Genomic DNA, 12,832 nt, shown 5'->3' with positions numbered 1-12,832 from the left:
AAGGCTCCCTATATTAATTTAGGCCACCAGCGCCCGGTTCGTTTTTTGTAGGCCGCATAAGCATCCGGAAATTTTTTGCTCAGAAATTGCTCTTCGTAAGCGGCCAGGAAATTGTACAACGCGAAACCAGGCAACAAAAGAATCAATCCCAACCTGGAATTAAAGAACAGGGTAAAGGAAAAGTAGAACAACAGGATGGACAAATAGAGTGGATGGCGAACAAATTTAAAAACACCGTTTGTAATCAGGCTGCTGGCAGGCTTGTTATGAAACAGGGCTTTGTGCCCGGCGTACATTAAAACCAATGAAAGCAGCAACAGGACAACAGCCGCGGTCAGGCGCAGCCAGCGCAAAGGCAGCCAGGTCATTTTAAAATAGAATTTGTCCAGAAGCAGGGCGCCCATGAAAATGAACAAAAAAAGCAATTGTCCAGGATGGCCATAAGGATGTTCACCATCTTTTGCCGGCATTGTTCTTATCCATTCAATTTTTTCTGCAACAACTGATTCACCAGTTGAGGATTGGCCTTGCCTTTTGAGAGACGCATGACCTGGCCCACCAAAAAACCGATGATTTTGGTTTTACCGGCTTTAAAACTTTCCACTTCCGCCGGATGTTGGGCAATAACCTGATCGACCAATTGTTCAATCTGGCCTTCATCAGAAATCTGCCTGAGGCCCAGGGTTTCAATGGCCTGCTGAACGCTACTCTGGTGCTTTAGCAAATAGTCAAAAACCTTTTTGGCGGCGCTGGTACTGATCACGTTATTTTTAATGGCCTTTAAGAGATCGGCTAACACTTCTGGCTTCAGTGATAGCTGGCTAATGGTAATCTTTTGTTCATTTAAAACGCGGGCAATTTCGCCAAGCATCCAGTTACTAATCATTTTAAAATCATCAAACAGGGCAGCAACTTGCTCGAAATAATCGGCCATCTCGCGGCTTTCGGTCAGCAAGCGGGCGTCGTAATCGGGCAACTGGTAATCCCGGACAAAGCGCGCAAACTTTTGCTGCGGCAGTTCAGGCAAAGCGGCCTGGATGGAATGGAACCAGGGCATGTCAATACGGATCGGCACCAGGTCGGGTTCCGGAAAATAGCGGTAATCGTGGGATTCTTCCTTACCGCGCATGGGCAGAGCCATGTTTTTATCGGCATCCCAGAGTAGGGTTTGTTGTTCCACCTGCTTACCGGCCCTGAGCAGTTCAGTCTGGCGTTCGATCTCAAATTCCAGCGCTTTTTGCACGTGCGCAAAGGAGTTCATGTTTTTCAGTTCCGTGCGCGTACCAAATTCTTTCTGTCCCAGTGGCCGGACGCTGATATTAGCATCGCAACGAAAGCTGCCTTCCTCCATGTTTCCGTCGCTGATGCCCAGATAGCGAACCAGTTGCCGTAAGGTGGTCAGGTAGGCATGGGCCTCCTGAGGAGATCGGATTTCCGGAGCGCTGACAATTTCTAACAGCGGAACTCCGCACCGATTAAGATCAATCAGCGTCTCGTCCGATTGGACATAAGATTCTTCATGAACCGATTTACCGGCATCTTCTTCCATGTGAATGCGAATCAGTCCCACACGTTTTTTGCCCTGCTCGGTTTCAATTTCTAAATAGCCATTTTCACAGATGGGTTCTTCAAACTGGGAAATCTGGTAGCCTTTTGGCAAATCGGGATAGAAGTAGTTTTTTCTGGCAAAGCGATTGTAACGGCGAATGCGGCAGTTGGTGGCCAGCCCCAATAAAACGGCGAATTCCACCACTTTTTTATTTAACACCGGCAGCACGCCGGGCATACCAAGGCAAACCGGGCAGGTTTGAGAATTGGGCTCTGCGCCGAATTGAGCGCTACATCCACAAAAAATTTTGGTTTCGGTTCGTAACTGGGTGTGAACTTCCAGTCCAATGACTGCTTCAAATTCCATGTTTGTTTCGTACCTTTTTTCCATGTAAACTTAAAGAATCTCTGATTCGATTAAATTTCCGATTTGAAAGAGGCGCTCTTCTTTGAAAGCTGGGGCCATCACCTGCATCCCGAAAGGCATTCCGTTAGAGTGATTTCCGGCCGGCAAACTGATCGCGCAAATTCCAGCCAGATTGGCCGTTACTGTGTAAATATCCATTAAATACATGGTTAACGGATCATCGATTTTTTCGCCTAATTTAAAGGCGGTGGTTGGTGTGGTGGGTGTAATAATCAAATCAAATTGTTCAAAAGCGCTATTGAGTTCCTCTTTAATCAGACGACGCACCTGCATGGCTTTTTTGTAATAGGCATCGTAATAACCGGCAGAGAGCACATAGGTGCCCAGCAAAATGCGGCGTTTTACTTCCTGGCCAAAACCCTCGCTGCGCGTTAAAGCGTACATCTCTTGTATGTCCTGGGCATTGGGCGCCCGGTAGCCATATCGTACGCCATCGTAACGGGCCAGGTTGGAAGACGCTTCGGCCGTGGCAATAATGTAATAGGTAGCAATGGCATAGCGCGTAAGCGGGAGATCAAACTCTTCGACCTGCATGCCACTCTGGCTTAAGGTGTTGGCCAAGCCTAACACGCCGTTACGAATCTCTTCATCCACCCCTTCGGCAAAATACTGCCTGGGCAGCCCTATTTTAAAATTTTCGGGCGGTCTGTTCAACCACTGCGTGTAATCCGGCACTTCCGTTTTTGCAGAGGTGGAATCGCGCACATCGTGTCCGGCAATAATCTGAAGCACGCGGGCAACATCTTCTGAACTACGGGCAAATACTCCAATCTGATCCAGAGAAGAGGCGTACGCCACCAGGCCAAAACGCGAGACGCGACCATAGGTCGGTTTAATCCCCACCAGGCCCGTGAACGAAGCCGGTTGCCGGATGCTCCCTCCGGTTTCGCTGCCCAAAGCGGCATCGCAGGCGCCAAGGGCCACGGCCACAGCCGAACCGCCGCTCGAACCGCCGGCAACATATTGCGGATTAAAGGGATTTTTAACCGCGCCAAAATAGGAGCTTTCGCTGGATGACCCCATGGCAAATTCGTCCATATTGGTTTTGCCAATAAAGATGGCTCCAGCCGCACGGAGACGTTCGATAACGGTGGCGTCAAATGGTGAGACAAAATTTTCCAGGATTTTACTGGCGCAGGTGGTGCGTTCGCCGGCAATATTGATGTTGTCTTTAATGGCCAGAATAACGCCGGTTAACGGCCCTGGATCCTTTCCGGCAGCCAGTTGTTTTTCCAACTCGATAGCCTGCTGGCGGGCCTGATGGGCAAAAACCTGGGTAAAAGCATTCAGGTGTTTGTTTTGTTCAATGATGGCCAGAGCGTGTTCAACACGCTGCAGCGGGCTGAGCTGGTTTTGTTTGACCTGTTGTACAATTTGAGCTATGGACATTCTACTCTTTTTCTCTGGTGGTCTCGGACTCATCGTCGGTTTTTTCTTCATCCCTTACTTTTGTCTTTTCTGAAGTAGGTGATTCCAGCGGCTTATTTAAATCCAGTTCATCCTGAATCTCATTGGTAGCCTTTTTAAATTCACGAATTCCACGGCCAAGGCCCTGGGCCAGTTCAGGTAATTTTTTTGAGCCAAAAACCAACAAAATAATAAACAGAATGATTAAAAGTTCTGATGTGCCAATACCAAACATTGTTTCACCTCTTTTTTTTGTTTTTGATCGTAATAAATTACATCAATGAATAAAATTTTCAAAATTTAACTTTTGGCCAGATTGAAGCACAACCTGAGGCCAATCGGCCAGCAACCGCCATCAGGCCCTTTTGCCTCCCAACCGTTTGCCCTGACTCAACCGAAACAGGAAACGTAACAGACCGCTCAGTACATACAGCAAAGAATAGGGCAATAAAAGCGTATTGGGTTCAATCAGTAAACTCAGCACAACGACAACCATTAATCCAAACACCACTTTTTGTCCGAAAGTTCCTCTGATGGTCAATTTGGGCATCACTTCATAACGAATGGTGCTCACCATTAGCACCGATACCGACACGGTCAAGATAAAAAGAAAGCGAGGAAAATGCTGTCCAGGGAAATAGGTATTCACAAAGATCAGGTACGAGGCCAGGGTAATGGCCGCCGCCGGTGAAGGTAAACCGGTAAAAGCGGTTTTTTCAAACCCCTCCAATTCCACGTTAAAGCGCGCCAGGCGAATGCTGGCGAACAGCAGAGGGAAAAAACTGATAAACAAACCAACGTTACCCCAATTGTGGAAAAAGAACAGATAGATGAGAACCGAGGGGGCCATACCAAAGGACACCACGTCAGCCAGAGAATCGTACTCTACCCCAAAACGGCTGCTGGCTCCGGTAAAACGGGCTACACGACCGTCCATGGTGTCTAAGAAAGCACAAAGCAAAATTAACCAGGAAGACAGGACGACGTTTTCATTGCGTACGGCATAAATAACAGCCATGAAGCCGATGAACATATTGCCAATGGTAAAAAAGCTGGGAACAATGGTACGTGGAATTTTAATCATGGATTGAATTCTCCGATTATGGTTTCTCCGGCAACCGTTTTTTGATTTAACTGCACGGTTACCTTTGCGTTGGCTGGCAAAAATACGTCCAGTCGTGAGCCATAGCGAATCATTCCAAAGCGTTGAGAACGCTGTACTTTTTGACCCGCTTCCAGCTTGCAAACAATGCGCCTGGCAATCAGACCGGCAATCTGTTTAAAAAAGATTTTTCCCCATCGAGTCTGAATGCCAATCATTTGCTGTTCATTTTCATCGCCTGTGCGATGATTCATCGCATTCAGAAACTTTCCGTCTTTATGTTGCAAAAACTCCACCGTTCCGGTGGCCGGAATGCGGTTCACATGACAGTTAAAAATGGACATGAAGATGCTGATCTTTTTGGCCGGGCCCTGAATGTAACTGGGTTCAAAGACATCTTCGATCAGGATAACCGTCCCATCGGCCGGAGCCACAATGGCTGTTTCCGGCCCATTAAACGATCGTTCAGGGTCGCGAAAAAAGAAGAAGTGGAAGATGAACACCACAAAGAGCAAAGCGCTCGCCGCCCACAAAAAGACATTGCGGAAGATGAGCGACAAAATCAAAAAAAGTAAAAAGATTAGGCCAGTCCATAAAATGACCGGTATTCCTTCTCTGGCAATCATTGAATTGGTTTCCTTCTCAAAAAGTTTTTTCAACAAACATATTGCCGGCTTGTGAACCGTTTAAATGCTGCAGGGCCTCGCCAGGCACATTTTAATTCGCTGTTTAACGTAATGCAATTTTTTCTCTTACCCTGCGTTTTAATGCGTGCAACAACCTTCAGCCCGGCGGCTGTTTACTTTTACCCCTATTCCGGATATTTTTCCAGCACCAGATCAAGCTCCAGCCATTTCCCCTGGCGCCAGACCTTTAAGCGCATTCGATCACCAACCCGTAAGTCCAGCGACAAAATGATGGCCTGGGCATCGGAATAGTCATTCACCTGTTCGCCATTAATTTCCACAATAATATCGCCCAATTGCACGCCCGCTTTTTCAGCCGGACTATTATGATCGATGCGCCGAACATAAACGCCCTTGGTCGAAGGATAGCCCAACGATCGCGCGATGTAAGCATTGAGGTTGGAAACGTACATGCCAATCCAGACATTGGTATCCTTGCCCTGACGGCGTTTCAGTTTTTCAACCACCTGCCGGATGCGATTGCTGGGAATGGCAAAACCAACGCCAACAGAACCGTGCGATTGCGGATCGCCGGTTAAGATGAAAGTATTCATGCCGATCACCTCGCCATCGGCATTGCACAAAGGGCCACCGCTATTGCCCGGATTAATGGCGGCATCGGTCTGGATCATATCTTCGTAAATGCGGCCTTCCAGAGGCGAAAAATCTCGGTTAACGGCGCTGACAACGCCCACGGTTACCGTAGGCTGATTTTTGACAAACAGACCAAAGGGATTGCCCAGGGCAATGGCCCACTCGCCAATGAGCACCTGATCGGAATCGCCAAATTTAATACAGGGAAAATGGCCCTTTACTTTTAAGAGCGCAATATCAGAAACTCGATCGCGGTCAATTAATTTTGCTGGCAGCTCGGAGCCGTCGGCCATGGCCACCACAATTTCTGTAGCGTCACCAATCACATGCTCATTGGTCACCACATAGCCATCTTCAGAGATAAAAAACCCCGAACCAATGGATTCCACCGGTTGTTCGATGATCCGGTCGTTGAATAGTTCCGGGAAGAACTGGCGGAAGAAGGGATCGTCTAAAAAAGGATTACGCTGCACATAGCGATTAATCTTGGTAACGTTGACCGAAACCACGGCTGGCGTTACTCTTTGCACAGCGCGCGTAATCGCATTCTGGCGATGACTGGAAACCGACTCAGATTCGGAATTTGCATTTTGTGCCTGAGCCCGAGTTACAAAAGAAGTGTCGATATTCTCTTTTTGCTCTGCTGTGTGCAGGGGCAGGTACTCCCGCAGCAGGACACCGGCTAAAATACCGAGCGCCACCCAAAAAAGGACCTTAATTGATGTTCGCATGTTAACTCGCTTTTATTTAAATGGATTTACGTTGCACTTCAACTCGTTTTAGATTAGTTCGTTATTTTGCACTGGCCTGAACTTTCTGCCAATCGGCTAAAAAACGCTCTATGCCAATATCCGTTAACGGATGTTTGATCATTTTCTCAATCACGGCAAAGGGGATGGTAGCAATGTCCGCGCCGTACATGGCTGCTTCAACCACGTGCATGGGATGGCGGATGCTGGCCACAATGATCTCCGTTTCGATGAGATAGTTGTCAAAAATCTGTTTAATCTGTCCGATCAACTCCATGCCCGGCGTGGCGATATCATCCAGGCGTCCCACAAAGGGACTGACAAAGGTGGCACCGGCCCGGGCAGCCAGCAGGGCCTGAATGGGATTGAAGACCAGGGTAACATTGGTTTTGATGCCCTGCTCGCTCAAACGTTTAACGGCCTTGAGGCCCTCTTTGGTCATTGGAATTTTAACCACAATATTCTCATGAATGGCAGCCAGTTCCTGCCCTTCTTTAACCATTCCGTCGGCATCCAGGGAGACGGCTTCGGCGCTGACCGGACCGTCAACAATTTCACAAATAGCCCGGTAAATCTGACGGGGTTCGCCCTGTTCTCTGGAAACCAGGGTAGGATTGGTGGTCACGCCATCCAGTACACCTAAACTGGCGGCTTCTTTAATCTGATCTATGTTGGCTGTATCGATAAAAAACTTCATTGTTCAATCTCCTTTTAAAAGATGTTTCTGGCTTACTACTTTTTCTCAATCTTTTCCCAGTCGGCCAAAAAGCGTTCAATACCGATGTCCGTTAAGGGATGTTTGATCATCTTTTCAATAACGCTAAAGGGAATGGTGGCAATGTCTGCGCCAATCAAAGCCGATTCCACCACGTGCATGGGATGACGGATGCTGGCCACAATAATTTCCGTTTCGAGCAAATAGTTCTCAAAAATCTGTCTGATCTGGGCGATTAAATCCATGCCGTTGGTGGCAATGTCATCCAGGCGCCCCACAAAGGGGCAAACGTACGTGGCGCCGGCACGGGCCGCCATCAAAGCCTGAATGGGTGAAAAGATCAGTGTTACATTGGTTTTAATTCCTTCGGCGGCAAATACTTTAACCGCCTTCAAACCGTCTTTGGTCATCGGAATTTTAATCACAATGTTGTCGCTGATTTTAGCCAGTTGGCGCCCCTCCTGCACAATGCCCTGCCAGTCTAAGGAAACGACTTCGGCATTGACCGGGCCGTCAACGATTTGGCAAATTTGTTTAAAGATCTCTTGCGGATTGCCCTGTTCCCGGGCCAGAAGAGTGGGATTGGTGGTAACGCCGTCTACAATACCCAGACTGGCCGCCTCACGAATCTCTTCCACATTCGCTGAATCAATAAAAAATTTCATCTTTGGTTCCTCTATTTTTAGTTTTTCCTTTTTTGATTTTTTATCTCCTACGCCAAACCGTACGCGCAAAGCGGGCTTTAATATTCTACTTTTTCCAGAACCAGACCTCTGGCCGGTGCGCTTTGGGGAACCAGCCGCCGATCTCCGGAAGCGATGATTTGTTCAAACTCTTTCAATGTCAGTTTGCCACGCCCCAGGGTCACCAGACTGCCAACAATGGCCCGCACCATGCCGTGCAGAAAACGATCTGCTGCAATCTCGTACACCAGCAGATCATCTTTGCGCAACCAGCGACTCTCCATGATTTGACAACGATGGTGTTTTACTTCGCTTTTAATTTTACAAAACGCTCTGAAATCCTGTACTGGTTTAATCTTCTCGGCGCCCAGCTGAAGCAGGGTCCAGTTCAGGGGAGACAGAATGGTCCAGGCAAAGCGGCGATGCAAGGCCGTTGGCTGAGTTGCAATGTAATATCTGTACAGCCGTTTTTTAGCGTCAAAGCGGGCGTGGAACTCCGCACGACACGCTTCGAGCCTTTTAATCACAATATCATCGGCCAGTAAGCCGTTCAAAGAACGCTGTAAAACCTGTAAATCAAAATCCGGAATATCAAAATGCGCCACCTGATTGCGGGCATGAACCCCGCTGTCTGTTCTTCCTGAACCGGTAACCGGAATTCTCCTTTTAAAGATAATGTTCAGAGCCTGTTCAATTTCGCCCTGGATGGTGCGCTGCCCTCTCTGCAGCTGCCAGCCAAAATATTGAGCGCCTTCGTATTCGATAACTGCTTTAACTCTGGGCATTGTTCCCATTATTTGATTTTTTTCAATATAACGGATTTTTAAATCTGATTCAAGTTAGAATAATTTTGTTAAGTTTAGTAAATTAAATAGGTTAAACCAACTTCATCTTCTGCCGGAAAAAAGAAAAAGGAGAATAGCCCCCCGCCACGCTGACTGACTACATGGAAAATGCGCTGGATTTCCACCCTGCACGTCGCTTTCGCTCCAGGCATCGGTCGAAATGACCAGCATGTGTATTTTGCAAAACACTAAATTCCAAACAACCACTTAACCAATCAACTTTTCACTTCTTTCTTCTGTACAAAAATTTTCGCACAATAATGCAGAAGGGAATATTCAATGCGCCCGGCGATTTTTACATTTCTTTTACAATATTTTAGAATTCTTTCTTACTGTTTTCGTTATCTTAGGTGAGTTTAAATTTAAAGGAGAAAAACTTTGACCACAAATGTCAATCTCAAGCAGCTGAACAAGCAATTGGCGCCTTTTGCCAGACCCTCCTTCCCCAAATCGCTCTGGCAGTTAATCATAACGGTTGGCGCCTATCTGGGGATTTGGGTAATTTCTGTTTACCTGTTAAAACATAATGTTTCCTATTTCTACGTATTACCACTGGCCCTGTTCAACGGGCTGATGATGGTGCGTACCTTTATCATCTTTCATGATGCCTGTCACGGCTCATTTTTTAAAAGCAAAACGCTGAACAAATGGATCGGACGTTTTACCGGGCTGCTTACTTTTACGCCTTTTGAAGAATGGCGCCAGGCCCACAACATCCATCACGCTTCCTCAGGCGATCTGGATCGCAGAGGCACTGGTGATGTCTGGACCATGACCGTAAAAGAGTACCGCAATGCGTCCTGGTTAAAAAAATTAGGCTATCGGTTGTACCGCCATCCTCTGGTCATGTTTGGACTGGGGCCCTTTTTCATGTTTCTGATTTCCAACCGTCTCCCCTCTACCTCATCCAAGCCAAAAGCAAAACGAAGCGTCTGGTTGACCAACCTGAGCATTGCCGCACTGTTGACGCCCATCATCTGGTCCATTGGCTGGCCAACCTATTTACTCATTCAAATTCCGACCTTATTTTTGGGCGGGCTGGCCGGCATCTGGCTCTTTTACGTGCAACATCAATTTGAAGACACCTACTGGAGTCATAGCGATGAATGGGATGTGGTACAGGCTTCGATTAAAGGGAGTTCGTTTTATCAACTGCCAGCTCTTTTACACTGGTTTTCCGGTAACATCGGCTACCATCATATTCACCATTTACGATCCGGAATTCCTTTTTACAATCTGCCGGCCTGCCAGAAAGAGATTGAACTGTTTAAAGAGGTGCAGCCTTTAACCATCAAAAAGAGTTTGAAAAGCGTCAAGCTCAATTTGTGGGATGAAGAACAGAAGCGATTAATCAGTTTCAAAGAGTTGAAAGCGGCCTGAACAACAAAAGGGGCTGTTCCTTCGAGAACAGCCCCTTTTTCGATTGAATGGGGTATGGTAGGGTTATTTATGGAGGCGTTTTTTACTTTTTGATTTTCAATAAGCGCGCATTGATGGCCACCACAATGGTGCTTAAAGACATCAACACGGCGCCCATGGCCGGGCTGAGAATAATTCCCGCCCCATACAATACACCTGCAGCCAGAGGAATGGCAAAGGCATTGTAACCGGTTGCCCAGGCCAGGTTCTGTATCATCTTTTTATAGGTTGCTCTGGCCAGACTGATGATGGCCACCACATCCAGGGGATTGCTATTCACCAGAACCACATCGGCTGTTTCAACGGCCACATCCGTGCCGGCGCCAATGGCAATACCCACATCCGCGGTAGCCAGCGCTGGTGCGTCATTGACCCCATCACCAGTCATCGCAACAATCAGTCCCTGCTGCTGAACGGCTTTAACTTTTAAAGCTTTCTGATCGGGCAACACTTCCGCAAAATATTGATCGAGTCCCAACTCCTGACTGACCCAGCGGGCCGTCTGTTTATTGTCTCCGGTTAACATCATGGTTTTAATGCCCATCTTCTTTAAGGAACGAATGGCTTCATAAGATTCCGGTCTGATCTGGTCGGCCAGCGCAATGGCGCCTGCCAGCTGCTCATCGATCAGCACAAAAACCACAGTTTTGCCTTGCTCAAATATTTCTTCAAGGGTATCGTTGTTTACGCTCAAATTTTTCTCTTTAAGGTACCCAGGACTAACCACCATTACTTTTCGCCCATCAACCACGCCGTACGCTCCTTTTCCCGGAAGGGCTTTAAAATCCTGCACGGGAATCGTATGGGCAGCTTTGTGACTGATGGCTTTAGCAATGGGATGTTCCGAATGGCTTTCCACGCTACCAGCTAAATTGACCAGTTCATCCATTTGAATGGTTCCATTCAACAGAACCACATCGGTTACGCCAAACTCGCCTTTGGTTAAGGTGCCCGTTTTATCAAAAATGATAGCCTGCAGATTGCGCGCTTGTTCAAAGGCAGCCCGATTACGAATCAACAGCCCGCGCGAAGCAGAAATGGCCGTAGAAACGGCAACCACCAGGGGCACGGCTAATCCCAGGGCGTGCGGACAGGTAATCACCATGACCGTTACCGTTCGCTCAAGAGCAAAAGCCAGGTCTTGATGCAGGATGGCCATCCAGATGAAGAAAGTTAAGCCCCCGGCAAAAATGGCAATCAATGTCAACCAGAAAGCAGCGCGGTTGGCCAGATCCTGTGTTTTGGATTTACTCTCCTGCGCTTCTTTGACCAGATCGATCACCTGCGACAAGAACGAATCCTTACCAGTACGCTGTACTTCAACGACCAGTGAACCTTCTCCATTGATTGAACCGCCGATGACCTTTTGCGACTTGCCCTTGAAAACGGGTTTAGATTCGCCGGTTAACATGGATTCATTTACCGAACTCTCTCCGCTGATTACAATGCCGTCAGCCGGAATTTTTTCGCCGGGTTTTACCAGCACCCGATCGCCTTTTTTCAGCTCATTTAAAGGCACATCAACTACCTGCTCTTCGCCCTCCAACCTGTGCGCTTCAGAAGGCATCAGTTTGGCCAATTCTTCCAGAGCTCTCGAGGCCCCCATAACTGATTTCATCTCAATCCAGTGACCGAGCAGCATAATATCGATTAACGTAGCCAGTTCCCAGAAGAAAATCTTCCCAGCCAGACCAAAGACCACCAGAGCGCTGTAAAAATAGGCGACAGTGATGGCCAGAGAAATTAAGGTCATCATGCCCGGCGTTTTTTTGCGTAATTCCTGCACCAATCCCTTTAAAAAGGGCCAGCCACCGTAAAAGTAAATGGCCGAGGCCAACAGAAAACTAAGCACCAGATCGCCAGTAAATCTTAATGAAATTCCCAGGAATTTCTGAATCATCGGCGACAGAAAAAGAACCGGAACGGTGAAAACAAGGCTAATCCAGAAGCGCTTGCGAAAATCTGCTACCATGTGCTGGTGGTGATCATGATGGTCATGGCCCTTGTGCTCATGCTTCCCATGATGATGGTGGACATGTTCTTCATGCCCGCTGTGTTCCAGATGAGCGCCTGCATGAACGTGGCCCGAGTGGGCATGGTTTTCATGTTCTTTCAATCTGGAAGCTGAGTTCATACTTTCATTGTGCGTTTTCATTTCCCCTCCCTTTATTTTAATAATTCATCTTTCATCCGCTCAAATTCGCTCTTGCTGATTTCGCCGCGTGCATAGCGTTTTTTTAGAATGGTGAGCGGATCTTCATCACTCTGGTTCGGGGCATTGTCCTGCTTTTGCGAAATCTGCACAACGAACCAGATGCCCAGTCCTATTAAAATGAGGCTAAAAAGCCAGCCAAATCCCATCATGGTATGCTCCTTTCTTGAAGCGTTTTACTGCTGTGGCTCCCCCATTAGCAAAGGGGCGGAAGCCACAGGCTTATTTTGTTCAGCCAACGGCATTGCACTGACTCCAGTCACAATGCCGGTTTTTGGTGAGCGCTGCAGCCCGGAACGGGTTTTGGCTCACCAAAGCCAATTTAACTATTGCACGTTTTGTGCCAGATCAATTTGGGGACACGGTTAAACTGGAAATTTCTTGAGAAATTAAGTTCCAGGTGCGGATTTTATTTTTAATTACCCCGTTACGGTGGAAAAAGAAG

Annotated in this window: 13 protein-coding genes; 1 reads left to right on the top strand and 12 read right to left on the bottom strand. The window is 47.6% G+C overall.

Going from position 1 to position 12,832, the window contains the following annotated elements; translation table 11 throughout:
* Nucleotides 1-8: 8 nt before the first annotated feature.
* From ACWB0I_RS17795 to truA, 10 genes are all read right to left on the bottom strand, one after another.
* Entirely contained in the window at nt 9-470 is a 462-nt protein-coding gene (locus ACWB0I_RS17795; protein ID WP_479389434.1) for a methyltransferase family protein, read from the bottom strand.
* Between the two features lie 5 nt (nt 471-475).
* A complete protein-coding gene (gatB, locus tag ACWB0I_RS17790; protein WP_479389433.1) occupies nt 476-1,915 on the bottom strand; it encodes an Asp-tRNA(Asn)/Glu-tRNA(Gln) amidotransferase subunit GatB in 1,440 nt (479 codons plus the stop codon).
* A gap of 30 nt (nt 1,916-1,945) precedes the next feature.
* Nucleotides 1,946-3,364, bottom strand: coding sequence for an Asp-tRNA(Asn)/Glu-tRNA(Gln) amidotransferase subunit GatA (gatA, locus tag ACWB0I_RS17785; RefSeq protein WP_479389432.1), 1,419 nt, complete (start codon nt 3,362-3,364; stop codon nt 1,946-1,948).
* Between the two features lies 1 nt (nt 3,365).
* Nucleotides 3,366-3,617, bottom strand: a complete 252-nt coding sequence (locus ACWB0I_RS17780) for a Sec-independent protein translocase subunit TatA/TatB (protein ID WP_479389431.1) — start codon at nt 3,615-3,617, stop codon at nt 3,366-3,368.
* A gap of 120 nt (nt 3,618-3,737) precedes the next feature.
* Entirely contained in the window at nt 3,738-4,466 is a 729-nt protein-coding gene (gene pssA, locus ACWB0I_RS17775; protein WP_479389430.1) for a CDP-diacylglycerol--serine O-phosphatidyltransferase, read from the bottom strand.
* Nucleotides 4,463-5,110, bottom strand: a complete 648-nt coding sequence (locus tag ACWB0I_RS17770; protein WP_479389429.1) for a phosphatidylserine decarboxylase family protein — start codon at nt 5,108-5,110, stop codon at nt 4,463-4,465. Before ACWB0I_RS17770 ends, pssA begins: the two co-directional genes overlap by 4 nt.
* A 185-nt stretch (nt 5,111-5,295) precedes the next feature.
* Nucleotides 5,296-6,495: a S1C family serine protease gene (locus ACWB0I_RS17765; RefSeq protein WP_479389428.1), complete on the bottom strand. Its 1,200-nt coding sequence runs from the start codon at nt 6,493-6,495 to the stop codon at nt 5,296-5,298.
* Between the two features lie 61 nt (nt 6,496-6,556).
* Nucleotides 6,557-7,210 carry a fructose-6-phosphate aldolase gene (gene fsa, locus ACWB0I_RS17760; protein ID WP_479389427.1) on the bottom strand — a complete coding sequence of 218 codons (654 nt, stop codon included), beginning with the start codon at nt 7,208-7,210 and terminating at the stop codon, nt 6,557-6,559.
* Nucleotides 7,211-7,245: 35 nt separating this feature from the next.
* Entirely contained in the window at nt 7,246-7,893 is a 648-nt protein-coding gene (gene fsa / locus ACWB0I_RS17755; protein WP_479389426.1) for a fructose-6-phosphate aldolase, read from the bottom strand.
* A gap of 77 nt (nt 7,894-7,970) precedes the next feature.
* Nucleotides 7,971-8,696, bottom strand: coding sequence for a tRNA pseudouridine(38-40) synthase TruA (gene truA / locus ACWB0I_RS17750; protein ID WP_479389425.1), 726 nt, complete (start codon nt 8,694-8,696; stop codon nt 7,971-7,973).
* A gap of 438 nt (nt 8,697-9,134) precedes the next feature.
* On the opposite strand from truA, the gene ACWB0I_RS17745 reads away from it, so the two are divergent.
* Nucleotides 9,135-10,136, top strand: coding sequence for a fatty acid desaturase (locus ACWB0I_RS17745; RefSeq protein ID WP_479389424.1), 1,002 nt, complete (start codon nt 9,135-9,137; stop codon nt 10,134-10,136).
* Nucleotides 10,137-10,218: 82 nt separating this feature from the next.
* Here ACWB0I_RS17745 and ACWB0I_RS17740 read toward each other — a convergent pair whose 3' ends face one another.
* Nucleotides 10,219-12,330: a heavy metal translocating P-type ATPase gene (locus tag ACWB0I_RS17740; RefSeq protein WP_479389423.1), complete on the bottom strand. Its 2,112-nt coding sequence runs from the start codon at nt 12,328-12,330 to the stop codon at nt 10,219-10,221.
* A gap of 11 nt (nt 12,331-12,341) precedes the next feature.
* A complete protein-coding gene (locus ACWB0I_RS17735) occupies nt 12,342-12,539 on the bottom strand; it encodes an SHOCT domain-containing protein (RefSeq protein WP_479389422.1) in 198 nt (65 codons plus the stop codon).
* Nucleotides 12,540-12,832: the final 293 nt, after the last annotated feature.

This window comes from Caldithrix sp., assembly GCF_056497305.1.
This window is presented reverse-complemented; position numbering and strand designations above follow the sequence as displayed.

Coding starts and splice junctions, on each gene's coding strand:
- ACWB0I_RS17795 (WP_479389434.1), bottom strand. CDS start 470: ATGCCGGCAAAAGATGGTGAACATCCTTATGGCCATCCTGGACAATTG.
- gatB (WP_479389433.1), bottom strand. CDS start 1,915: ATGGAATTTGAAGCAGTCATTGGACTGGAAGTTCACACCCAGTTACGA.
- gatA (WP_479389432.1), bottom strand. CDS start 3,364: ATGTCCATAGCTCAAATTGTACAACAGGTCAAACAAAACCAGCTCAGC.
- ACWB0I_RS17780 (WP_479389431.1), bottom strand. CDS start 3,617: ATGTTTGGTATTGGCACATCAGAACTTTTAATCATTCTGTTTATTATT.
- pssA (WP_479389430.1), bottom strand. CDS start 4,466: ATGATTAAAATTCCACGTACCATTGTTCCCAGCTTTTTTACCATTGGC.
- ACWB0I_RS17770 (WP_479389429.1), bottom strand. CDS start 5,110: ATGATTGCCAGAGAAGGAATACCGGTCATTTTATGGACTGGCCTAATC.
- ACWB0I_RS17765 (WP_479389428.1), bottom strand. CDS start 6,495: ATGCGAACATCAATTAAGGTCCTTTTTTGGGTGGCGCTCGGTATTTTA.
- fsa (WP_479389427.1), bottom strand. CDS start 7,210: ATGAAGTTTTTTATCGATACAGCCAACATAGATCAGATTAAAGAAGCC.
- fsa (WP_479389426.1), bottom strand. CDS start 7,893: ATGAAATTTTTTATTGATTCAGCGAATGTGGAAGAGATTCGTGAGGCG.
- truA (WP_479389425.1), bottom strand. CDS start 8,696: ATGCCCAGAGTTAAAGCAGTTATCGAATACGAAGGCGCTCAATATTTT.
- ACWB0I_RS17740 (WP_479389423.1), bottom strand. CDS start 12,330: ATGAAAACGCACAATGAAAGTATGAACTCAGCTTCCAGATTGAAAGAA.
- ACWB0I_RS17735 (WP_479389422.1), bottom strand. CDS start 12,539: ATGATGGGATTTGGCTGGCTTTTTAGCCTCATTTTAATAGGACTGGGC.